This is a genomic window from Corynebacterium afermentans subsp. afermentans, from assembly GCF_030408355.1.
GTDB lineage: Bacteria > Actinomycetota > Actinomycetes > Mycobacteriales > Mycobacteriaceae > Corynebacterium > Corynebacterium afermentans.
In genome coordinates this window covers 2,344,391-2,367,105 of the sequence record NZ_CP046606.1, presented here as the reverse complement: position 1 = coordinate 2,367,105, position 22,715 = coordinate 2,344,391, and the positions used below count along the sequence as shown (strand labels likewise).

The 22,715-nt window shown below is 66.2% G+C and carries 22 protein-coding genes; 7 read left to right on the top strand and 15 right to left on the bottom strand.

The window, feature by feature from the left end; translation table 11 throughout:
- Positions 1-28 precede the first annotated feature (28 nt).
- The 3 genes from CAFEA_RS11205 to CAFEA_RS11195 are packed head-to-tail and all read right to left on the bottom strand — an operon-like array spanning position 29 to position 6,650.
- On the bottom strand, positions 29-3,340 hold the full coding sequence (locus CAFEA_RS11205; protein ID WP_063937075.1) for a murein biosynthesis integral membrane protein MurJ: 3,312 nt from the start codon (positions 3,338-3,340) through the stop codon (positions 29-31).
- A complete protein-coding gene (locus CAFEA_RS11200; protein ID WP_063937074.1) occupies positions 3,337-5,757 on the bottom strand; it encodes a DUF6049 family protein in 2,421 nt (806 codons plus the stop codon). The genes CAFEA_RS11205 and CAFEA_RS11200 overlap by 4 nt, the downstream gene beginning before the upstream one ends.
- Entirely contained in the window at positions 5,754-6,650 is an 897-nt protein-coding gene (locus tag CAFEA_RS11195) for an NUDIX hydrolase (protein ID WP_253704898.1), read from the bottom strand. The genes CAFEA_RS11200 and CAFEA_RS11195 overlap by 4 nt, the downstream gene beginning before the upstream one ends.
- Between CAFEA_RS11195 and CAFEA_RS11190 the strand changes: the two genes are divergently transcribed.
- The 5 genes from CAFEA_RS11190 (at position 6,618) to CAFEA_RS11170 (ending at position 10,309) form a co-directional block, all read left to right on the top strand.
- Positions 6,618-8,039 (top strand): CCA tRNA nucleotidyltransferase, encoded by a 1,422-nt coding sequence (locus CAFEA_RS11190; RefSeq protein ID WP_394326879.1) that lies wholly within the window; start codon positions 6,618-6,620, stop codon positions 8,037-8,039. The genes CAFEA_RS11195 and CAFEA_RS11190 overlap by 33 nt on opposite strands.
- Complete coding sequence (locus CAFEA_RS11185) at positions 8,032-8,637, top strand: YqgE/AlgH family protein (RefSeq protein WP_063937072.1); 606 nt, start codon at positions 8,032-8,034, stop codon at positions 8,635-8,637. The genes CAFEA_RS11190 and CAFEA_RS11185 overlap by 8 nt, the downstream gene beginning before the upstream one ends.
- Positions 8,638-8,775: 138 nt before the next feature.
- The gene (locus CAFEA_RS11180; RefSeq protein WP_063937071.1) at positions 8,776-9,087 is read left to right on the top strand and encodes a hypothetical protein; all 312 of its coding nucleotides are present in this window, start codon (positions 8,776-8,778) and stop codon (positions 9,085-9,087) included.
- Positions 9,088-9,295: 208 nt separating this feature from the next.
- Positions 9,296-9,664, top strand: coding sequence for a hypothetical protein (locus CAFEA_RS11175; protein WP_063937070.1), 369 nt, complete (start codon positions 9,296-9,298; stop codon positions 9,662-9,664).
- Between the two features lie 204 nt (positions 9,665-9,868).
- Complete coding sequence (locus CAFEA_RS11170) at positions 9,869-10,309, top strand: hypothetical protein (RefSeq protein WP_063937069.1); 441 nt, start codon at positions 9,869-9,871, stop codon at positions 10,307-10,309.
- A 3-nt stretch (positions 10,310-10,312) separates the two neighbouring features.
- Here CAFEA_RS11170 and CAFEA_RS11165 read toward each other — a convergent pair whose 3' ends face one another.
- Positions 10,313-11,575 carry an HNH endonuclease signature motif containing protein gene (locus CAFEA_RS11165; RefSeq protein WP_063937068.1) on the bottom strand — a complete coding sequence of 421 codons (1,263 nt, stop codon included), beginning with the start codon at positions 11,573-11,575 and terminating at the stop codon, positions 10,313-10,315.
- A 356-nt stretch (positions 11,576-11,931) separates the two neighbouring features.
- Here CAFEA_RS11165 and CAFEA_RS11160 point away from each other — a divergent pair, with 356 nt between their 5' ends.
- Positions 11,932-12,186 carry a hypothetical protein gene (locus tag CAFEA_RS11160; RefSeq protein WP_063937067.1) on the top strand — a complete coding sequence of 85 codons (255 nt, stop codon included), beginning with the start codon at positions 11,932-11,934 and terminating at the stop codon, positions 12,184-12,186.
- Between the two features lie 118 nt (positions 12,187-12,304).
- On the opposite strand, the gene CAFEA_RS11155 is transcribed toward CAFEA_RS11160, so the two are convergent.
- The 11 genes from CAFEA_RS11155 to CAFEA_RS11105 all read right to left on the bottom strand — a co-directional run bounded on the left by CAFEA_RS11155 (position 12,305) and on the right by CAFEA_RS11105 (position 21,280).
- Positions 12,305-12,607 (bottom strand): hypothetical protein, encoded by a 303-nt coding sequence (locus CAFEA_RS11155; protein ID WP_063937066.1) that lies wholly within the window; start codon positions 12,605-12,607, stop codon positions 12,305-12,307.
- A 9-nt stretch (positions 12,608-12,616) separates the two neighbouring features.
- A complete protein-coding gene (locus CAFEA_RS11150; protein ID WP_063937065.1) occupies positions 12,617-13,558 on the bottom strand; it encodes a bile acid:sodium symporter family protein in 942 nt (313 codons plus the stop codon).
- Positions 13,559-13,924, bottom strand: a complete 366-nt coding sequence (locus CAFEA_RS11145; protein ID WP_394326878.1) for a Rieske (2Fe-2S) protein — start codon at positions 13,922-13,924, stop codon at positions 13,559-13,561.
- Positions 13,921-14,736: a tryptophan synthase subunit alpha gene (gene trpA / locus CAFEA_RS11140; RefSeq protein WP_063937063.1), complete on the bottom strand. Its 816-nt coding sequence runs from the start codon at positions 14,734-14,736 to the stop codon at positions 13,921-13,923. The genes CAFEA_RS11145 and trpA overlap by 4 nt, the downstream gene beginning before the upstream one ends.
- Positions 14,737-15,930 carry a tryptophan synthase subunit beta gene (trpB, locus tag CAFEA_RS11135; protein ID WP_063937062.1) on the bottom strand — a complete coding sequence of 398 codons (1,194 nt, stop codon included), beginning with the start codon at positions 15,928-15,930 and terminating at the stop codon, positions 14,737-14,739.
- A gap of 10 nt (positions 15,931-15,940) precedes the next feature.
- On the bottom strand, positions 15,941-17,302 hold the full coding sequence (gene trpCF, locus CAFEA_RS11130) for a bifunctional indole-3-glycerol-phosphate synthase TrpC/phosphoribosylanthranilate isomerase TrpF (RefSeq protein ID WP_063937061.1): 1,362 nt from the start codon (positions 17,300-17,302) through the stop codon (positions 15,941-15,943).
- Complete coding sequence (gene trpD / locus CAFEA_RS11125; protein WP_063937060.1) at positions 17,295-18,314, bottom strand: anthranilate phosphoribosyltransferase; 1,020 nt, start codon at positions 18,312-18,314, stop codon at positions 17,295-17,297. Before trpD ends, trpCF begins: the two co-directional genes overlap by 8 nt.
- Positions 18,307-18,930 (bottom strand): glutamine amidotransferase-related protein, encoded by a 624-nt coding sequence (locus CAFEA_RS11120; RefSeq protein ID WP_063937059.1) that lies wholly within the window; start codon positions 18,928-18,930, stop codon positions 18,307-18,309. Before CAFEA_RS11120 ends, trpD begins: the two co-directional genes overlap by 8 nt.
- Complete coding sequence (locus CAFEA_RS11115; protein ID WP_063937058.1) at positions 18,927-20,429, bottom strand: anthranilate synthase component 1; 1,503 nt, start codon at positions 20,427-20,429, stop codon at positions 18,927-18,929. Before CAFEA_RS11115 ends, CAFEA_RS11120 begins: the two co-directional genes overlap by 4 nt.
- 185 nt (positions 20,430-20,614) lie before the next feature.
- A complete protein-coding gene (locus tag CAFEA_RS11110; RefSeq protein WP_126858153.1) occupies positions 20,615-20,824 on the bottom strand; it encodes a winged helix-turn-helix domain-containing protein in 210 nt (69 codons plus the stop codon).
- A 6-nt stretch (positions 20,825-20,830) separates the two neighbouring features.
- Entirely contained in the window at positions 20,831-21,280 is a 450-nt protein-coding gene (locus tag CAFEA_RS11105; protein WP_253704897.1) for an SdpI family protein, read from the bottom strand.
- A gap of 87 nt (positions 21,281-21,367) precedes the next feature.
- On the opposite strand from CAFEA_RS11105, the gene CAFEA_RS11100 reads away from it, so the two are divergent.
- Positions 21,368-22,600 carry a dicarboxylate/amino acid:cation symporter gene (locus CAFEA_RS11100; RefSeq protein WP_063937055.1) on the top strand — a complete coding sequence of 411 codons (1,233 nt, stop codon included), beginning with the start codon at positions 21,368-21,370 and terminating at the stop codon, positions 22,598-22,600.
- Positions 22,601-22,715 lie beyond the last annotated feature (115 nt).

The window sequence follows — 22,715 nt, the reverse complement described above, 5'->3', positions numbered from 1 at the left end:
ACCCCCTGCCTAGGGCCGGGTGCGCATTTCAGTGGACAACTACGTGGCCGACCAGCGAGAGGTTCTTCACATCCGTCTCGCCGTCGACCTTCAGCACCACGCGTAACAATGGTTCGTTGGTTTCGACGTCGGCGCTGATCTGGCCGCCCCGCAACTTGCCCTCCGCGATCACGGGCGGGTGCGCGGTCTCCTGCTCTGCCGTCACGCCGTACAGGGTGTAGTTGGCGGTGCCGGAGGCGTCGATAAGCACCTGCTCAAGCGTGAACGTCGAGCCGTCCTCAGGGGTGAACTGCACGGAGCTGTCGTCTAAGACCTCCATGTTCAGCGGGCCGATGACCACCGGCATGCCCGGGTCGCGTGTGGTGGTTGTGGGCGCGGCCGACGGACGGTCCACTACGTTTTCGCCGGAGACGAAGTCCACCAGGTACGTGGTGAGCACGCCCACCAGCACCGCGGCGATGACCGCGGCGAAGGTGAGCAGCCCGATGGTCACCGGGCCCATGGTGCGGCCGCCGAAGCCGCCGCGCAGCTCGTCCGGGTCCTCCACGTGCTCGGCCACCGGCTCGACCGGCTCGTAGATCTCCACCACCGGGATCTCGTCAGTCGGGGCGTCCTCGTTGGGCACCGGCAGGTTCGCCGCCTCGTACAGGGCGCGCTCGATGTCGCGGAAGGCGGCCTGGTCCACCGCGTCCGCGTCCACAAGCGCGCGGGTGCGGGCGGTGACATCGTCCAGGTCGTCGGAGCTGACGTTGCTGGTCAGCAGCGTCAGTGCGGAGGCGAAGGACTCCGCGTCCGTTGCCGGGGTGGCGTCCGGCAACACCACCGGGAACGCCAGGCGCACGTGGCCTTCGTGGTCGATGCGCAGCTGCTGGCGGTTGTCTAGCCCCAGCGGCACGTCCTCCTCGTGCGCCGCGGCCATGGCACCGGCCAGCGGTGCCAGCGCGTTGGCCACGGCCTCGGTGTGCAGTGTCTGGCCGGACTCCGCCACGGCCTTGACCGAGGAGCCCTCCACCCAGTCCGCCACCACGAGGGCGCCGGAACGGTACGACAGGATTTCAATGTTCTCGGCCACCGCAGGCAGGTGCAGCTTGTCCATCTTGCGGGTGCGCCGCGCCACGCCGGCGGCCTTCAGCGCCGCCTCGCGGGGGGTGGCCGGGGCCATCGGGGCGGCACCGGTGGTGTCCACGAACGTCAGCGCCACATCGCGGCCGGTGGCCACTTCCCTCGCCTGCCAGAAGCGCGCGCCGGTGGTGGCGCCGTGGTCGCGGATCAGGCGGAAGCGCCCGTCGGACACGCTCGCGCCCGGCACCAGACGCGGCCCGCGGACCACACCGGCCGACATCGGCGGCGGCACCGGGGAGGCGTTGAAGGTGTCGGAGGCGAGGAACTGGTTGGACACGTCCCGCGGGTCCGCCTCGCCCACCTCGAGCGCGCGGTCCTCGTCCGGGCGGATGAAGCGCCCCAGCACCGGGATGCGCTGCAGCGCGCGGCCCAGGTTCTGCACCTCGGGCAGCTTGGAGCGCGACAGCACCAGGCCGGTGACCACCAGAAACAGCAGGCCCAGCAGGACCACCTCGATGAGGTTGCCCAGGCTGGGGGCACCGATGAGGCGTCCGAGGGCCTCGGGCAGGTGCAGGCCGGCGACGTCGCGAAGCAGCCAGCGCACACCGAAGATCACCGCAACACCCACGAGTGCCGCGGCCACCGCCCAGATGGAGGTGCGCAGCACGTCGCTGGAGCGCAGGGTGCCCAGCTTGCGGCGCAGCAGCAGCGCGCCGATGAGCGCGCCGGCGACAAAGCCGAAGCCGTTCGCCGCACCGAGCAGCACCACCACGTGGCTGGGGTCCTGCGCGATGTACGGCGCGAGCGCGGACAGCAGGATCTTCGTGCCGGTGATGCCGGCGATGATGAACGTGGGCGTCCACGCCTCTTCGCGCGCGTAGAACACGCGCAGGTGCAGCATCACCAGCGCGTACGGGATCAGGGTGAACGAGGACGCGGAGATGGTCAGGCCGAGCAGGTGCGCGGCCTGGGGGCTGAACGAGCCGTAGGCGAACAGGGCGTGGGCGATGTCGGGGCCCAGCGCCGTCATGAAGATGATGATCGGGAGCATCGCGATGAACGTCAGCTTCGTGCCCATGGTCAGGTCCGCGACCACGGCTGCGTCGTCGCCGTCCGCGGCGTTGCGGGACATGCGCGGCATGATCGCGGTCAGCAGGGTGACGCCGATGATGCCGTACGGCATTTGCAGCAACATCCAGTGCTGCTGGTAGATGAACTGCGCCGCCGCGTCCGCGTCAAACGCGATGCGCGAGGTGATGACGTAGCCGAACTGGCTAATGGCCACGTAGGTGACAATCGCCAGCGCCATGCCGCCGAACTGCTTGAGGCGCTCGTCAATGCCCCACAGCGGGCGTAAATCGATGCCCAGCTTGCGCAGCGCGGGCAGCATGATCAGGCACTGCACCACCACGCCGGCCGTGGTGCCAAGGCCCAGCAGGAGCACGTGGGGATTGCTTATCGACGTCGGCGCCGCCGGGTTCAGCCGCCCCGGCAGCGCCATGTACGCCACGAGCACGGCAATGGAGACGACGTTGTTGGCCACCGGGGCCCAGGCGCCCGGGCGGAAGTGCTCCTTCGTGTTCAAAATTGCCATGAACAGGGAGAACATGCCGTAGAAGAAGATCTGCGGCAGCACCAAATACGCGAACGAGGTGGTTTGGACGAGGTTGCCCAGGGAGTCCTCGTCCATCATCATCCGGCTCAGCAGCGGCGCGGCCGCCACGGCGGCGACGGTGACCACCGTCATCAGAGTCAGGGTCAGCGTGAACAGGCGGCGGATAAACGCCGCGCCGTGGTCTGCATCCTCTTTCTCCGCGCGCACCAGCACCGGCACCACCAGTGCTGTGAGCACGGAGCCGAGCACGATCTCCGTGATCAGGTTGGGCAGGGTGTTGGCGGTGTTGAAGGACGCCGCCACCACCTCGCCGAGCGCCGCGCCGATGAGTACGGTGCGGATGAACCCGGTGATGCGCGAGATGAGGGTGGCCACGGCCATGGAGCCGGTGGCGCGCACGACCTTCTCCCCGCCCTTGGCGGTGGGCTCCTCCTCGCTGGCCTGGGGTTCGGCGACAGCGACAGTGCTTGCTGTGCCCGCGGCTACGGTGTCGGCGGTCTGCGGCGGGGCGATGGTCTCACCCTTGGGGCTGGTGGTCAGCAGCGACTTATCCGGCGCGCCGTCCTCGAGCTCCTCGCGCGCCGGTTTGGTTTCGCGCGGCGCCGGTACCGGCGCTGGCGGCGCTGGCGTGACAATGCGCCGGCGCAGTCCCTGTTCCGTCACTTGGTTCTCCGATTCTTACGTCTGCTGGGCTGTGGTTCTCGTTCGCTGCTTGCGGGCGGGCTGCCCCGCGCGCCGCGCAACGCGATGACCACCAGCAGCCCGGCCAGAACCAGCGCGGCGATGGCGAGCCAGCGGCCCACCGTGATCCGCGTGGTGCGCACGGAGATGTCCACGGGCTGCGAGATCGGCTGCCCGTTCGCGCTCGCCAGGTACAGATTCAGGTCCGTGCCGCGGGAGCTTTCCGGCAGGTCCGCGGTCATCTGCACCGTGACAGACCCGCGGGCCGGGATGCGCAGCACCCCGGGCACGTGCAGGCGGGCGTCCGCAGGCCCGGAGAAGTTGATGGAGGTCTCCACCGGCAGCGGCAATCCGTTGCGGGCCACGATGAGCAGCGGGCTGGAATTGGAGGTGCGCGTGTAGACGTTCCCGGGCGGGATCAGGTCCACCGCCGAGCGCAGGTCTCCCAGCGCGGCGCGGGAGGCGCCGAGGCGCTCGCTAGTGGCCGCCGCCGCGTCGCTGTAGCGCGACATTGCGCGGCGCTGCCCGATGGACAGCGCCTGCAGTAGGTCCCGGCGCAGCGGCAGGGTGAACCCGTAGCGGGTCAGCGCAATGCCGGGATCGGGCACCATCAACCCCGTCAGGTCGTTGATGAACCCGGCCTGCTGGGTCACCTGGAGCACCTCGGCGTCGGTAAACGCGGTGGGGTCTGAGCGCTGCTCCGGCTCACCCGCCGGCTGAACATCAGCTGGAGCGTCCAGGTAGGTGCCAAACGCCATGGGGTGCGCGCCCGCGCCGGTGACCAGCTCGGCCACGGTGCCCAGCACGGCGGCGGCGGTGTCCGCGTCCCAGTTCACCGGCGGGGCGACCAGGACCGGCTCCGGCTGCTCCCCGGAGTCTCCCGCCACCCAGGCGGACTGGGCGGCCAGCCGCACCGCGGCGGCGGCGTTGGTGTCGCGGGCGGCCTTGGAGTCCACGGCGTAGTTGTAGCGCAGGTTCTGCTGGGAAAAACCGGTGGTTTCGGGGTCCACGCCGGTGGCGGCCAGCACGGTGGCCAGGGAGGACTGGTAGCCCACCGTCATCACTCCCGGCGCGATCCAGCCGTAGTTCCTGCCCTCGGCGGCGGCCAGCACGCGCACTGGTTGCTGCGGTGCGGGTGCGGCCGACCCGGCGAGATCCGCCAGGTCCGCGCGCTCCAGGGCGCTTTCAGACCCGTCGTGTTCTTCCTGTACCTCGGCCGCTTCGGCGCGTTCCCACGCGGCCTGCATGCCTTCGTCCATGACGGTGGAGCGCGAATGGTCCGCCCATCCCAGCGCCGGCGCGGTGCCGTTTTCGACGTAACCTGCGCCGGTGACCACGGTGTTGAGGGTGCCGGCGGTACCCAGTACGCGCTGCAGCACGAACGGCCCGCGCTCCACCGCCTCGCGCATGAGCCACGTGTCGCCGGTGCGCGCCACGGCGTTCAAGTCCGCGTTCGCCCACGGCAGCGACACCACGCAGCCGGTGGCAGCGATGTGGCGCACCTTGTCCAGCCACACCTTCGCGTCGTCTACGCCGACGCCGGGTTCGCCGTCGGGGTCGCCTTCTCCTCCCCAGGAGTCGCGCAGGCGTTTCGGTTCCTCCACCACGGCGGGGCGTTCGTCGTCGACGGTGTAGCCGTGTTGCATGCGCTCCACGGTGTCGATCAGCGCCGGGTCCAGCGCCACGCAGGTGGCGTAACCGACTTCCGGCGTCTGGGCCGCCTCGATGTACTGGTCCACCAGTTTGCTCAGCCGCCCCTCGGGCGCGAGTTGGCCGGCCAGCGAGTCGTTCGCCAGCACCAGCGGCTGCGTCTCGGGTGCCTCGCCGGTCTCGCCGGGCAGGATGTCCACGTCCGCGGTCACCGGGTACAGCGCGGTCAGCTCCGCGGCCCGGATGTTGTCCCGGACGCCCTTGACGCCCATGTGGAAGCGGTCGGTGTCGAGGGGGGCACCGGAGGCGTCGAGAAGCTGCAGCATGATTGGGTACGTGCCCACATCCGGCAGGTCGAGGCCCAGGTCCATCTCGATCTCCAGCGAGTCGCCGGGGGCCAATTGCTTATCGACGTCACGCGCGTCCCCCACCACCCCATACTCCTGCGGGCCGGCGATGGTTGCGTAGCGCTGCTCCATCACGGAGGCCACCGCCGAAGCTCGGCGCGGAACCACGCTGAAGCCCTCGAGCGTGTCCTTGGTGTGGTTGGTCACGCGAAGTTTCACGTGAAACGGATCGTGGGCGGAGATGGCGTGCGGGGCCTCCACGACCTCCACACTCGCCTGCTCGCCTTCGGACGGGCGCACGGTCAGGTTCGCCCAGTGCTCCGTCACTTCCGGGTTGTCCGGCGCCAGCGGCACGGCGGGGGCGGCGAGCACGACGGCAGCCAGCGCGGCGTACCGGTTCATCGCGGAGTTGCCCTTCCGGCCTTCTTTTCCTTTCTGGCCAAGTCCGGCATCCGGTCGTAGGCGATGCGCGCGAGTTTGCGCTCATCGGCGTACGCGAGGTGCTCCATCAAATCGCTCATGGGCACCCACGCCACCTCGGTGACCTCTGGGTCCTCGTCGTTGAACACGCCGTCGACGTAGCGCAGCAGGTTGTGGTGCACCGTCTTGTGAATGCGCACGCCGTCGGAGACGAACCAGTAGTCGATTGTGCCCAGGGTGTCGAAGGCCTCTCCGGTGATGCCGGTTTCCTCCCACACCTCGCGCTCGGCGGTGACCCACTGGTGCTCGCCGTTTTCCACGTGGCCTTTCGGCATGGACCACAACAGCCGCCCGCGGCGGTCCAAGCGGCCGATGAGCGCGACGTAGATGCGGCTCATGTCCACCTTGCCGTCTTTGCCCACGGCCTCGGCCATGCCGGAGACCACTAGGCCGCCGGCGGAGGTCTCGTCGCGCGTCTCTATCGACGAATCGTGCTGCTGGTACTTCGACCTACGACGATTGTGCTGCTTGCGCCCGCCGCGGGAGTTCTTTCCGCGGCGGTTATTCCGCTTCCGCTTCGGTTTGTCTCCCGGCTGCTGTTTCTGCTCGGCGGGTTTGCCCCCGCGCCGGCGCCGCGGCCGGCGCTTACCGCCGCCGGAGCCCCCCTTGCCGTTAGAGGGTCCCGGTACCGGGCGCTGGTTGTCACTCATTCGTGTCATGGTATCGGTCTTTCGGCCGGTTGTGGTACTTCCCGCGCGGGGGTGGCGGGTATCGTGTCCCGGGTGACGCAGAAGCTCTTCGATATGCCAGACCCGACCGACCCTTTGGCCGCCCCTGCGCTGATGGCGAGGGCGCAGGATGTCGTGGCCAAGCATGCTGGTCTGCTTGAGCCCCTCGCGCAACTGTTTTCCGACCGCGGCGAGACCTTATATATGGTCGGCGGCTCCGTGCGCGACGCGATGCTCGGCCGCGGGGTGCACGACCTCGACTTCACCACCTCCGCCCGCCCCGAGGTGATCCAGGAGATCCTGGGCGAATGGGGCGAGAAGGTGTGGGACACCGGCATCGAGTTCGGCACCGTCTCCGCCATCCGCCGCGGCGAAACCGTGGAAATCACCACCTTCCGCTCCGACCTCTACGACGGCGTGACCCGCAACCCCGAAGTCACCTTCGGCGACACGCTCGAGGGCGACCTCATCCGCCGCGACTTCGCCTGCAACGCCATGGCCATTGAGCTTTCGCTTGACGACGAGCTCCGCCTCTCCCCCACCTTCCACGACCCCGTCGACGGGCTTGCGGACCTTGTGGAGCAGGTCTTAGACACCCCGCAGGAACCCGAGGTGTCGTTCCGCGACGATCCTTTGCGCATGCTGCGCGCGGCCCGCTTCGTCTCCCAGCTGGGCTTCAGCGTGGCCGACCGGGTGTTCGACGCGATGTGCGACATGGCGGGCGAGATCGAGCGCATCACCGCCGAGCGTGTGCAGGCTGAGCTGGATAAACTCATGCTCGGCGCACATCCCTGGGAGGGCATCGACCTGCTGGTGTCCACCGGTTTGGCTTCGTATATTTTGCCCGAGATTCCCGCGCTGCAGCTGGAGACCGACGAGCACATGCAGCACAAGGACGTCTACCGCCACTCCCTGACCGTGCTGCGCCAGGCCACCGAACTGGAGGACGAGGGTCCGGATCTGAAGCTGCGCTGGGCGGCGCTGATGCACGACATCGGCAAACCCGCCACCCGCGCGCCCAAGGAGGGAGGCGGCGTGACCTTCCACCACCACGAGGTGGTCGGCGCGAAGATGACCCGCAAGCGCTTAAAGGCCCTGAAGTACCCGAAGCACGTCATCACCGACGTGGGCCAACTCGTGTTCCTGCACATGCGCTTCCACGGTTTCGGCGAGGGCCAGTGGACCGACTCCGCCGTGCGCCGCTACGTCACCGACGCCGGCGAACTGCTGCCCAAGCTGCACAAACTCGTGCGCGCTGATTCCACCACCCGCAACGCCAAGAAGGCCGCGCGCCTGCAGCGAACCTACGACCACCTAGAGGAGCGCATCGCCGACATCGCCGCCAAGGAGGACCTCGCGCGGGTGCGACCGGACCTGGACGGCAACGAGATCATGCAGATCCTGGGGCTCGAACCCGGCCCGGAGGTGGGCAAGGCGTGGAAGTATCTCAAGGAGCTGCGCTTGGAGCGCGGCGAGCTGGACCACGACGAGGCCGTCGCCGAGCTGAAAGCCTGGTGGGAGAAGGAAAATGCCTGAGTATTTCTACGCAGACCGCCTGTTCAACGCATTGGAGCGGGTGGATCCGGAGCCGGGCATGCTGCTCGTCTCCGCGCCCGGCATGTTCTCGCCCGAGTTCGCCCGCACTGTGTTGCTCGTGCTGGAGCACGACGCGGACCACACCCTCGGCGTGGTGCTCAACCGCCGCAGCGAGGTCGCCGTCGCCAACGTGATGGACGCGGGCTGGGCCGAACTCGCCGCCAAGCCGCAGGCCGTGCACATCGGTGGGCCGGTGGGTGCGGAATCCGCCGTGGGCTTGGGCGTGACGACGGCCGGCGCGTCCGAGAACCCCTACCTGAACCGCCTGGCCAACCGCCTCGTACTCGTGGACCTGAACGCCTCTCCCCTCGAGGTCGGCGATTTTCTCGACGGCATCCGCATCTTCGCCGGCTACGCCGAGTGGGCGCCGGGCCAACTTGACGACGAGATCCTGCGCGGCGACTGGTTTGTCACCCCCGCCCTGCCCTCCGACGTCGTCGCTCCCGCGGGTGCGGATCTGTGGGGTGACGTGATGCGTCGACAAGCAATGCCTTTGCCCCTGTTCGCCACCTTCCCCGCGCACCTCGAGGACAACTAGTTTCACGTGAAACATCGGCGGCGTTTGTCTAGCAGGAATATATTTCGCAGTTCTCGAGACAGGCGGCCGTTGGTCGTGTCTAATAGATGGTAGCCAGGTAATTCACAGCTGGCCCGAACCTACCCTTGAGGAGCTCTCATGAACGTCAAGCGCGCTGTCTCTATCGCCACTGCAACCGCTGCCCTTACCGCCGGGATCGCCGTCTCTCCGGCGAGCGCGGAAGGCCTGATTCCGAACACGGAGGGGGCGTTTCGTGCGGGTATCGCCACTGTCGAGGGCTCTGTCGATGCCGGCTCCAGCATCAACACCGCTGTCGGTTGGCTGCAGTTCGGATGGTTCGTTCTGTGGGCCACTGTCGCAGCAGCAGGACTGGGCATTATCGCTTACGCCGCGCAGGCCGCAGGCTTGATCCCCGCCGGCACGATTTCTATCCCGGATCTGCCGCTCTAAGCGCAACCGCGCACATCGCCGTCCCGCTGTCGGGGCGGCGATTTTCTTTTGCCGGTTTCACCGCGGTGCTTTAAGGCGCTATTAATCGTCAGAAACTTGTGTCGCGTTACTGATATTTTCAAAGTTGTGAGCTGCATATATATGTGGTTTAATGCCGGTAGTCCAGATTTCTGGCATTATTCCGTCAGCTTCTACCTAGGAGAGTCCCATGAAGCGCTTTACCGCCGCTGCCCTGGCCGCAGCAACCGCAATGTCCCTCGCTGTCGCTCCGGCGCAGGCAGCTCCGAAGCCGAACAACGAGCTCGAGGGGGCTCGTCAGGGTGTCGAGGCATTCAAGCTCCTCGGCATCGTTGGTGACAAGGGTCTTGGCGCTGCACCGGAGACCGAGGGTGCTGGCCAGATGATGGGCGGTTCTATCGAGGCAGGCTCGTCCGCCGAAGAGACATACCGTGCAACCCAGGCTGGCTGGATCCTGACCTGGATCGCTGTCTCCGTCGCTGGCCTCGGCCTGATCGGCTACGGCGCAAAGGCTGCTGGCGTTCTGCCGCCGCAGCTGGCTGGCCAGCTCCCGTTCTAAGCCCCACCGCTTAGACCCACTATCTGAACTCCTCTCCCCTGCTCGGGAGGGGAGTTTTTGCGCATTGGGAGCTATGTATATCGTCACTAGGAAGCCCGGTGTTACACCTTCCGACAAGGTTGAATACCTGCGGAAACGTGTGTTTTACTGTCGCGAGCCCGGTTCCGGGTTATTTAACGTCAGATTCGCACAAAGGAGTTTCCAATGAAGGGCATCACCGCAGCTACCTTGGCCGCAACCACTGCACTGTCCATTGCGGCCGTCCCGGCACAGGCTGAAGAGGACACGTTGAACGACACGCTGGAGAACTTGGAGACGGCAGTGAACCCGAAGAAGGCGTCCGACGTCAACGACGCCTATCTCGCTGGCTACAAAGCCCAGGCAAGGGTCCGCGAAGAACTGAATCCGGGCACCGGCTACTCCGGCCCGTTCAAGAGCTCCTCTGAGAAGAACCAGGTGCCGAAGAGCGCCACCTCCTCGTTGAAGAACGACGCAGCCCGCGGCTACAAGGTCGGCACCACCTACGACATCCTCGTCGGCACCGGCATCGCCGCAGGCGTCTTGGCACTCGTAGGTGCCGCCGCGGCCGCAGCGGGCAAGATCCCGGGTGTCCCGGGTGTGCCGGCCGTTGAGCAGTTCTTCTAAGCCTCACTGGTCGTTGAAGGACCAGTTGCACTCCTCCATGGTCCGCATGGTGTCGTTGCGCTGCGGCAGGGAGTAGTTCGTGGACACGAAGCGCGTCCCGTCGCGATAGACGAAGTGGATGTCTGATCGCTCCTTCAACGTCTGCAGATACCCCTCCGTAACCAGGGAGTGGCAGGCGGAGCACAGCGGCAGGAGGTTCTCCAGGTCGGTGAGACCGCCGCTGGCCCAGTCCTCGATGTGGTGGATTTCGATGAAGCGCGTGTGCGTGCACCCCGGTGCCGCGCACTGCCCGCCCCACATCGCCAGCAGCGCGTTGACTTGCCCGTTTGTTGCCAGGCGCTGTTTGCGTCCGGTGTTGAGGATGAGGCCGTCGGAGTTGACCGTCGATAGGCGTATGTCCGCGTTAGCGAGCAAGCTTGCAATGGCTTTCGATGGCGCGCCCACGTTGTTGGGCATATACCCGCGACCGTCCGGTGTGGCCAGAATGTTCACGTGAGCGCCCGGGGTGGTCAGTGTGTTGCGCGGCGTCGTGCGCGCCATGTGAACGATGCCCATGAGCGCCCGCAGCAGCATCCGCCCGATCGGCAGCCCGTAGCCGGAGACTGTCTTCCGCGCGGGGCGGTTTTCCTCCACCTCCTCGGCGCGCTCCAGGGCGATGTCGACTTCACCGTTAACCTCGGGGTCCAGGTCCTCGAGTACCTCGTTGAGGTCGCAGTACGCGATCTCCCCGATCTTCAGCGCTGCGATGAACCCGGCGCCGTCCGCTGCATTCATATTGCCGTGGAACGCGATATCGCCGTTGTCGCGCTTGTGCAGGCTCAGGTAGTACTGCGGGCTGTCGTCGTCCTCCCCGTCCTGCGGCTTCTTCCCCGCCAGCGCGCATTCGAGCTCGTGGTAACCCATTCCGAGGGCGAGATCTACCAGTTCACGCTCATTTTCGGGCGTCATGTACTTCAGAAGCAGCCGCACCACCGAGTAGCTCAGCGCAGCGGCAGTGAAGTGTTTGTGGAGGTAACGGAAGGGCCTCAGGCGGTGCGCGACGCTGACGTACTCGTGGGCGGTTGAGGATGACACGCCCAGGCGGCGCATGAGGAAGTGCGCGGTGGTCGACGAGCCGCATTCGATAGCAAGTGCGAGTTCATCAAACGTTTGAATTGCGGACAACAGCTCTGCTTTGCTCTGGGTCATTGCGCGGTGAGAGTCTTCAATTTGCTGGCTTAATGCAATGGCGATTGGGTTGGATTCTGAGGCAACTGCGGCGGTCATTTCGGGCCCCCTTGAGGCGAATGCGAGTGCGAATGTGGACATTATAAAACTCCCCCCCGACATTCCTTTGACCTGCGGAAATGCGGTTTATAGCGATTGCTATAAGTTGTCCGCAACTCCGCATTGCGGACTAGTGGGAACTCACCAACTATTGGCTATTGCTTATCGACGTCAGCTCCGCCCATGCCCGCCCCTCAGACCACACCGAACTCCGCATTGCGGACAATTCCGCCTCCACCAATAGTTGGTAAGAGCCAACGAAACGGTGCCGTATTGCGGACAGATGCGGGAATGTTGGGATGGCCACAACGTATGGTGGTTGTCAGTAGCGCACAGTAAGGAAGAGGTGCCGGACTATGGAGAAAGCTCACCGCACCGCGTATATCTACCCGATTTTTCTCGCGGTTTGGATCGCAACACCGTTTATGGGGGACCGCGTTCCCGTGTGGGGCCAATGGCTTTATTGGGTTGCCTTGATCGCGGTATCTGTTCTGGGGTTTGTCATCGCGGTGCGGGATAAGCGCCCCCTGCTGGGGATATTGTCTGTTCTTACCCTGTTTGCCTGGCCGATCACTCTCGTAGTGGCGTTGTCGTCCGGTCCCTTTGCCTGACGGACCCTGTCCCCCACAACTCCGCATTGCGGACAATTCCGGCACCACCAACTATTGGGGTCCACCAACGAAAAAGGCCCGCGCCGGTGGCGGGGCGGGCCGGACGGACGTCGATAAGCTATTGCAGCTTTGCCTGAGCCTCGGACCAGAGGCCCTCGAACTCCTCCTCGCTGAGGTGGGTGGCGGTGATGCCTTCCATGGAGTCGTAGGTGCGCGGGTGTGGGACGGTACCCATGGGCTGGTTTGCCTGGCCGATGACGCGGCCGTCGACGTAGATGCCGGTGATGGTCTCGGCCGGGTCGAGTTCAATCATGCGCACCATGGTGCACTCGTGGGCTGAGATTTCCTCGAGTTCGGCGATGTTGAGCAGCTCGCCGCCGAGTTCGGGGACGTTGTAGTGGATGCGGACGAAATGTTTCACGTGAAACTCCTAGGAAATTCGGGAGGCGTACGCTGAGCAGATGACCAGTTGGCACATGTGGTAGATCATCAGCGGAATGATCAGCACGCCGAGCGAGGCGCCGCCGAAGATGACGGTGGCCATGGGTAGGCCGGTCGCGAGCGACTTCTGGGTGCCGCACATTTGGATGGCGACGCGGTCCTCACGCGGGAAGTGCAACGCCTCCGGGAGGATGCGGGTCAGCCACAGCATAGCGACGACCAGCACGCACGAGAACACGGTGAGGAACACGATCTCCCACGCGGAGACATTCGACCACACGCCGGAGACGACGCCGCGCGAGAAGGCGGAGTAGACCACCATCCAGATAGAGCCGCGGTCCACGATCTTGGTCGCCTTCGACTTGGCCAGCTCCCCCACCCGCGGGACGAAGTTGTGCGCGAGCTGGCCCAAGATGAACGGGAGGAGCAGCTGCAGCGCGATGTCGCCGAACACGGAGGCGTCCACGGACACCCCGTCGCCGGCGCCCATCAGCCACATCACAAGCAGCGGCGTGGCGACCACTCCAACGAGCGAGGACACAGACGCCGCCACGACCGCGCCCGAGACGTTGCCGCGCGCCACCCCGGTGAGCGCCACTGAGGACTGGACGGTGGACGGCACGAGCGACATGAACAGCAGGCCCTGGTACAGGTCTGCGGACATGAACGCCGTCGTCGGGCGCACGAGCAAGCCGATGACCGGGTAGATGGCAAACGTGAACGCCAGGATCAGCGCGTGCAGACGCCAGTTGGTCAGGCCCTTGAGCGCCTCCTGGGTGGACAGGCGCGCGCCGTAGAGGAAGAACAACAGCGCGATGCCCAGCTTCACCGCGACGGCGAACCCGTCCGCGAACGCGCCCTTGGCGGGCAGCACGAACGCGAGCGCCGCCGCGACAACGATGCCGACGAGAAGCGGGTCGAGCTTCTTCATTTACTCGGAAACGGAGACTTTGTCGCCGCCGTCGGTCACTGAGACCTCGCGCATCCCTGTGACGGCCGGGCCGGAGACGCGGGCGCCGTCGGCGATGTTGAACACCGAGCCGTGGGCGGTGCACTTGACGGTGTCGCCCTCGACCTTGGTGATCTTCTTCTGCTGGTGCGGGCACACACTCGAGTAGGCCACGTAGGTGCCGGCGGTGGGCTGGGCGATGATGAACTTATCCAGGATCACCGCAGAGCCGACGGGCACGTCGGTCTTGGCAACTTCTTCGGGGGCCGCCTCTCCGCAGGCGGCGAGGAACGCACCGGCAAACGTGGTTGCGGTGCCGAGCAGGAACATGCGTCGTGAACAGGTCATGATGCGATCGTAGCGCCCTTCATCGCGGTGACGTACTCACTCAGCTCGGTTTTCAGCGCGTCCATGTCGGTCACACGGTTACCCTCGATGTACGTGTCGATGATGGTGGTGATGGCCGAGCCGGTGATCGCACCCGCGGCCCCCGCGGCGATCGCGTCGCGCACGTGCTGTGGCTTCGAGATGCCGAAGCCCAGTAGCACCGGCGGCCCGCCGAACTTCTGCACATTGTCGACGACCTCGCGCAGGCCCTCCACCGTCGCCTCCTTGTCCGCACCGGTCACGCCGTCGCGGGAGATGGCGTAGATGTAGCCGCGCGAGTTCGCGGCCACAGCCTCGAGCGTGGCCTTCGACGCCTTCGCCGGGGCGATGTAGATTGGGTCGATGCCGGCCGCGGTGGCGGCTGCGCTGAAGGGGGCGGATTCGCGCACGGGGACGTCGGGAAGCAAAATGCTGTCCGCACCTGCCTCCTTGAACTCGCCGTAGAAGCGCTCGAGGCCGCGCTTGTGCGCGACGTTGCCGTACACCAGCATGCCGATGGGCAGCTCCGGGTAGCGGCTGCGGATGGTGCGGATTTGCGCAATCGCCTTATCGACGGTTGCTCCGCCCGCCAACGCCCTCACATGCGCACCCTGAATGGCGGGGCCATCTGCGACGGGGTCGGAGAACGGCACGCCGAGCTCAACGGCGTTCGCGCCGGCATCGACGACGGCGGAGACGATCTCCACCGCGTCCTCCGGGGTCGGGTCCGAGAGCATGATGAAGGGCACGAACGCGCCTTCTACTTTAGCGAAGAGCTTGTCGTAGCGGTTCATTTACTTCTCCTTCTTGTCGAGCGAAGCTCGCACGTGGGCGATGTCTTTGTCGCCGCGGCCGGACAGGGTGACCAGGATGTGCAGCGGCTCCGCGCCGGCGGGGTGGTCGGCGACACGCTTGAGGGCGTAGGCGAGAGCGTGGGAGGACTCGAGCGCGGGGATGATGCCCTCGTGGCGCGACAGTGCCTGGAAGGCGTCGAGGGCCTCGTCGTCGGTGACGGGCACGTACTTCGCGCGGCCGGACTTGGCCAGGTGCGCGTGCTCCGGGCCCACGCCCGGGTAGTCCAGGCCGGCGGAGATGGAGTAGGAATCCTGCACCTGGCCGTCCTCGTCGCACATCAGGTAGGAGTACGTGCCGTGGAGCAGGCCGGTCGTGCCCTGGGCGATGGCCGCGCCGTGGGCGCCGAGGCCGAAGCCCTCTCCCCCGGGCTCGGCGCCGACGAGCTCGACACTGGTGTCGTCGATGAAGTCGGCGAATGTGCCAATCGCGTTGGAGCCGCCGCCGACGCAGGCGACCACGACGTCCGGGAGTCGGTCGGTGCGTTCGAGGATCTGGGCGCGGGCCTCGGTGGAGATCACGCGGTGGAACTCTTTGACGATCTTCGGGAACGGGTGCGGCCCGGCCGCGGTGCCAAGGAGGTAGTGGGATTCGTGGAAGGTGGCGGTCCAGTCGCGGAGCGCCTCGTTCACCGCGTCTTTGAGCGTGCCCGCGCCGGATTCCACTCCGACGACCTCCGCGCCCATCAACCGCATGCGGTAGACGTTCGGCGCCTGGCGCTCCATGTCGGTCTTGCCCATGTAGATCACGCACTCCAGGCCGAGCAGCGCGCAGGCGAGCGCGGTGGCGGTGCCGTGCTGGCCCGCGCCGGTCTCCGCGATGATGCGGGTCTTGCCCATCTGCTTGGCAAGCAGCGCCTGGCCGATCACCTGGTTCGTTTTGTGCGCGCCGCCGTGGACGAGGTCCTCGCGCTTGAGGAAGATGCGCGCGTTGCCTTCCAGCGGCAGGTTGCGGCACTCGGTGAGCGGGGTGGGTCGGCCGAGGTAGTCGCGGAGCAGGCCGCGGTATTCGGCCATGAACGCCTCGTCGTTGAACGCGTCGACGAAGGCTCGCTCAAGCTGGTCGAGCGCCGGGATGAGCGACTCGGGGACGAACTGTCCGCCGAACTCGCCGTAGTAGGCAGGGAGCAGGGTCATGTTTTTGTCCTTAAGTGTGGAAATTGCGGACGGTGGCGAAGCCTCGTCGCAAGGCGGCGGCGTCCTTGTGGCCGCGGGGGTCTTCGAAGCCGGAGTTGAGGTCGAGGCCGGAGCAGCCGGTACGCAGCGCGTCGGTGAGGTTGTCGGGGGTCAGGCCGCCGGCGAGCAGCGCGTCGGTGGTGGGAATGCGCGACCAGTCGAAGCGCTCCCCCGTCCCGCCGGCGCCGGAATCGAGCACAAGCTTATCGACGAGCTCCGCCACGCCCGCCGCATCATTGGGCCCGGTCATGTCGACTGCGCGCCACACCTGGACCTCGACCTCATCGCGGACGCGCGCGATCAACGCGTGCTCCGCCTCGATCGAGCCCTGGTATGGGGCGTGGACCTGCACAGCGGTGATGCCGGGCTGGACTAGGTGGTCGTAGCCCTCGGTGCGGCGCGACACCGCAACGTAGTCCAGCCCCGGCTCCGCGGCGATGATCTCCGTGGCCGTTTCACGTGAAACATTGCGTGGGGAGGCTTCCTCGAAGATCAGGCCGCCGTAGACCGCGCCGGCCGTCTTCGCCGCTTGGGCAGCGGATGCGGAACGCAGGCCGCAGACCTTGTTCGGCCCGTACACCAGATCGCGGCAGGCGCGGTCGATGTCCGGCTGGGAGGTCAGCTGCGAGCCGACAAGGAACGCGTCCGAGTGTCCGCCGAGCCGGCGAACGGTCGCGGCGCCGCGAATACCGGATTCGGCCACCACCACTGCCCCGGCCGGAGCGAGTGCGGCCAGGCGGGCGGAGCGGTCGAGGTCGATGGAAAGGTCGTGGAGGTTGCGGTGGTTCACGCCGAAGATCCTGGCGCCCAACTTCGCGGCCCGCGCGGCCTCGTCCTCGTCGATGACTTCGGTGAGCACGTCCATGCGCAGCGATTCCGCGACCGAGGCCAGGTGCGTGTACTCCTCGTCCGAGAGCACCGACAGCATCAGCAGCACCGCGTCCGCGCCGAAGTAGCGGGCGGCGTAGATTTGCACCTCGTCGACGATGAAGTCCTTGCACAGCACAGGCAGGTGCGTGGTGGCGGCGACGGTGGCGAGGTGGTCGTAGTTCCCGCCGAAGTAGTCGGGCTCGCACAGTACTGAGATCGCCGAGGCGTAGCGCGAGTAGATGCTCGCGATCTCCCCCGGCTTGTAGTCCTCGCGGATCGTGCCGAGCGAGGGCGAGGCGGACTTGCACTCCATGATGTAGGAGGCGCCCGGGGCGGCCAGAGCGTCGTAGAGGGACCGCTCAGAATAACGTAACGTGTCGAAAGCAACGTGACCGATACGTTGTCTAATTCCGTCAATGTGACGTTGTCGGTTCGCCACGATTTCGGTCAAAATCTTAGCCACTGTAGTCCGCCTCCTCGTGGGTGGTGAGCCACTGGGACACGGAGCCGTCGGCAAGCAACTGCTTCGCATGCGCGGTGCCCTCGGCGAGCGAATCCGCAATGCCGTAGAGGTAGAACATCGCGCCCGCGTTCACGGCCACGGCGTCGCGGTGTGCGGCCGGCCCCTCCCCCGCGAAGGTCGCGCGCATGGCGGCGGCGTTGTGCTCGCCGTCGCCTCCGCGGAGGTCCTCGAGCGTATGCCTATCGACGCCAAGCTCCGCCGGCTCCACGGTATAGTGAGAAATCGCTCCGTCCTTGAGCTCCCAGACCAGGGTCTCGCCGTGGACCGCGATCTCGTCCGTGCCGGCGCCGTGCACTACAAGCGCGCGGGAACGGCCGAGCGATCTCATGGTCTCCGCAATAGTGGTCGCAAGCTTATAATTGGCAATCCCCATTATTTGGAATTCAGGTCTTGCGGGACTCAATAATGGGCCCATCGTATTAAATAGCGTGCTCACTCCAAGTTTCTTCCGCACCGGTTGCACGAAAGCGATCGCTGGATTATACGCCGGGGCGAACAGGAACGTGAAGTTCGAGGACTCGAACTGGCGCACCGCGCGCTCCGGGTCGAGGTCCAGCGGGATGTTCAGCGCCTCCAGCACATCGGCCGAGCCGGACTTGGAGGACACCGAGCGGTTGCCGCACTTGATCATCTTCACCCCGCCGGCGGCGGCGATGAGGGAGGCGGCGGTGGTGATGTTGATGGTGTTGGCGCCGTCGCCGCCGGTGCCCGCCGTGTCCATGATCCCCTTGCCCGTCACCGGGAAGGGCCGTCCCGCGGCGAGGAACGCCTTCGCCGCACCCGCGATGTCGGCGAAGGTCTCGCCGCGGGTCCGGATGGTGGCGAGCAGTGCCGCGATGTGGACGTCGTCGTAGTCGCCGACGGTCAGCGGGGTGAACGCCTCAACCGCGTCCTCCAAGGTTGGGGCGGGGTTGTCGATGAACCGGCGGAAAATCTCCACGTGGTTAGCCATTGTCGCGTCCTTTCTGCACCAGGTGTTCAACGCATCGCTCCAACAGCTGAGGCCCTGCGGGGGTGAGGATGGATTCGGGGTGGAATTGGAAGCCGATGGAGTAGCCGTCGTCGGTCTCGGCGGCCATGATCACCTCGCCGATCGCGGTGTCCGTCCAGGCGAGCGGCGTGATCCCGGCGGGTGCCTCGGTCGCGCCTAGGGAGTGGTAGCGGGCAACAGGCACGTCCAGGCCGGGTTGGCCGGGAGCGACGCCGACCGTGAGGCCGCGGTACAGCGGATGCGGCGCCGTAAGCCTCATGGGAACTGAGGTGCCGTGCTCGGGGCCGCAGGGTTGGACGTGCCCGCCGAAGTGCTCGATGAGAGCCTGGTAGCCCAGGCAGATGCCCAGAATGGGGATGCGGCCCTGGGCGCGCTCGATGACTTCCATCATGCAGCCAGCGTCCGCGGGGTAGCCGGGACCCGGTGAGAGCACGATGAGCTCCGGGTCCGCGCCGAGCCCGCCGCCGAGCACAGTGTCGGCGGAGACGGTGTTGCGGTAGACCACGGTGTCGAAGCCGGCGAGCGCGTCGACCAGGTTGTAAACGAAAGAGTCCTGGTTATCCAGCAAAACGATCACTTGCGCACCTCCAATTCGCGGCCCGCGGCAAGTGCCTGGAGCACCGCGTAGGCCTTGTGCAGGGTCTCGTCGGCCTCGGCCTGCGGGATAGAGTCGCGCACCACGCCCGCGCCGGCCTGCACCGTGGCGACGCCGTCGGCCACGAACGCGGAGCGGATGACAATGCAGGTGTCGAAGTCGCCGCTGCCATGCAGGTAGCCCACCGCCCCGCCGTAGGAGCCGCGGCGGGTGCCCTCCACCCCGCGTAACAGCTCTGTCGCGCGTAGCTTCGGGGCGCCGGTGAGCGTGCCCATGTTCATGCAGGCGCGGTAGGCGTCCAGCGCGTCTAGGTCTGAGGCAAGCGTCGCGGTGACCCGGCTGACCAGGTGCATCACGCGGGAATAGCGGTCCACCTGCAGCAGCTCGCGCACTCGCCGGGTGCGGGGCTCGGCCACGCGCGCCATGTCGTTTCGCGCCAGGTCCACAAGCATGGTGTGCTCCGCGACCTCCTTGGCGTCGGTGCGAAGCTGCAGCTCCATGCGCGTGTCCAGCTCGTGGTTGACCGTCTCGTCTGGATTCAGCCCGCGCGGGCGCGTACCGGCGATCGGGTACAGCTCCACCTGGCGCGTTGCGTGGTCGAACTTCAGGTTGGACTCCGGCGAGGCGCCGAAGAGCTCGTAGCCGGGCCCGCGCAGGTAGAACATGTACGGCGAGGGGTTAGACTCCCGCAGCCGGCGGTACGCCCCGAACGCGTCCGCGCACTCCGCCGTGAACGCCCGCGCCGGCACCACCTGGTAGATGTCCCCGTTCGCGATGTGCTCTTTCAGCCCCTCCACGTCCGCGCGGAATTCGGCGTCGGGCACAGTCGCCTTGACGACGGCACACTTCGCCTCCCCGGTGGTTGGTTCGTAGGCGGGCACGGGGGCGTCGATAAGCGACGCGAGCGGCTCAAGATCGATGCCAGCACCATGCGCATCGACGCCCGCGAGATACGCCGTGGATGTTTCATGGTTGATGCGCAGGAGAACCTCGGCGAGCACGAACTGGAAGTCCGGGTAGGTGTTCGGGCCGACCTCCACAGAGGGCAGCGGCTCGAAAGAGTCCAGGTAGTCGTAGGCGAAGCCGCCGGCGAGAAACGGGAAGTCCTCGTTGCCGTAACCGGCGCGCGTGGTCAGCGCACGGAGCACGTCCGCGGAAGACGGGGCGGTGAGACGCTCGCGCTCGTCCGCGGCCATGGATGCGGGAAACTCGTAAACGCCCTCCCCCACCCGGTACTCCTCCAGTCCAAGGTCCGCTGTGATGACCTCGCCGGATGGGGTCAGCGGCTCTACGGTCACACGGTTGCCGGTGCAGGTCACGCGCACAGACGCGCGCAGGACCGCCACGGATTGCAGGCCGTTACGGGTGGTGATGTCGGCGGACTCGAGCAGCACGGAATCTTCCGCGTCGAGTCCACCGATGTGGGCGAAGAGGCTGGCCACGTCCTCGTGGTAGCGCACCTCGCGGTGGGTGTAATGCATGTGGTCCTCGGTTCTGTCGTATTCATTGCACCGAGGGTGAAAAAAGGCCCGCGGCGCTTGGGGTGCAAGCTGGCGGGCCGTGACTTCGAAGGGGGCGCGCCAGTTAGGCGAGCCACCACCAGTTCAAAGAAATCATGTACGTCACAATTGACAACTATAGCGGAACCGAAACTCCGGGGCGCTTTTTATTCAGGGAGACGGTACTTTCCGCGTGGCGCTGAGGCGACCACGCCGTCCACCTTCAGGCCGGTAATGGCGGCGTGGGTGGCAATCTCCGGGTTCATGTGCGGGGCATCCACTAAACCGCGGCGGACGATCTCGGCGGCAATGTCCTTATACGCCATCGGCTCGCCCGCCTTGCGCAACACGGTCAGGATCGCTTCTTGCCAGGTCATGGACACCTACTTCTGTTCGTCGGCGTGGCCGGCGGCTCGTCGCAAAGCATCGATGTTCACTGCGGGCTTGGGCTCATCCGCCTGCTTCTCACGCGCCTGCTCCACCGCCGCGGCCGCACGCGCGCCGAAGTTGCCGCCCAACGACGCCGCGACGACGGCCGCCACCAACGCCACCGCCGGCGGCACCCACATCCACCCGGAGGCGATGAAGGAAAACGCCGCGCCGAACGCCAGCGCCACACCCGCCAACACCCAGAACGGGCCGGCAACCTTGTGGGCCTGGTCCCAAATCGCGCGGTCCTTGCGCACCGCCGGAACGTGCAGACCGAACCACTTGTTGCCCGGCAGGTTGCCCAGAGAGGCCAGCGCGCCGGGGATGAGCAAAAGCAGGGTCAGCAGGATAAAGATAATGCCGACGACGACGTTGAGAGTGCTCATATTTTCAAACGGGCTCATGGCTCCCAAGCATACGGCGAGGGTAGACACGAAAGAAAAGCCCCCAAAAATGCAGTCTGCTGTATAATCACCGGCTACTCTGGACACATGAAAAGTAAGCTTTTAGGGTCGCTACTCTTCTGGGTAGTTGTCGCCATCATCCTCGGGTTCTTGTGCAGCCTGTTCTTCCCGGACTGGCTTGCTCGCATCTTTATCACCTTCAACGGACTGTTCTCCAACTTCCTCGGCTTCTTCGTCCCGGTGCTGATCTTCGCGCTCATCGCGCCCGCCATCGCGGGCCTGGGCCGCGGCGCCGGCAAGTGGCTGGGCATCACCGCGGGCGTGGCCTTCAGCTCCACCGTCATCTCCGGCCTGATCGCCTGGGGCACCGGCACCGCGCTGTACCCGAAGCTGCTGGCCGGCAGGGACTTGATTACCAACGTGGCCGACCCGGACGAGGGTGGCCTGACCCCCTACTTCACCGTGGAGATGCCGCCGCCGCTGGCGATTATGTCCTCGCTGCTGCTCGCGTTCGTGGTGGGCCTGGCCATGACGGCGGTGAAGTCCGACAACCTGCACAACGTGCTGCAAGAGCTCAACGACGTCGTGCTCAAGGTCGTGGTCACGTTCGTGATTCCGCTGCTGCCGCTGTACATCTTCGGCACCTTCCTGGGCCTGGGCATGAACGAGAACTTCGGCGACACCATGGCCGCCATGGGTGTGGTGCTGCTGCTGTCCGTGGTTATGACCGTGGCCATCGTGCTGATGCAGTACTTGGTTGCCGGCGCGGTCGCGGGCGTGAACCCGTTCAAGGCCCTGAAGAACATGCTGCCGGCGTACTTCACCGCCCTGGGCACCTCGTCGTCCGCCGCGAGCATCCCGGTCACCTATGAGTCCACGCTGAAAAACAACGTGGACGAGGACGTCGCCGGCTTCGTGGTCCCGCTTTGCGCCACCATCCAGCTGTCCGGTTCGATGATGAAGATCATGCTCTACACGCTGTCCATCGTGTACATGGCCAGCCTGGACGTCTCTGGCAGCGAGATCTTCGGCTTCATCCTCCTGCTGGGCATCATGATGATCGCGGCCCCGGGCGTGCCGGGCGGCGCCATCATGGCGGCTGCCGGCCTGCTGCAGTCCAACCTGGGCTTCGACGACTCGATGCTCTCGCTCATGATCGCGTCCTACATCGTGGTCGACTCCTTCGGCACCGCCGCCAACGTCACTGGCGACGGCGCGGTCGCGCTCATCGTGAACAAGTTCGCGTCGGGCAAGATCCACAAGCAGTCGCCTATCGACGAGCCTTCGGCCGCCCCCGCTACCGGCTCCACCGCTGTGTAGCAGTCCCCTGCTGCCGCACTGACCGCCCTCCGGGGCGGTTTTCTTTTGCCATGTTTCACGTGAAACAACGCCGATCTCCGCACCACCCCGCGCCCGGCGCAATCGACTACCCTCT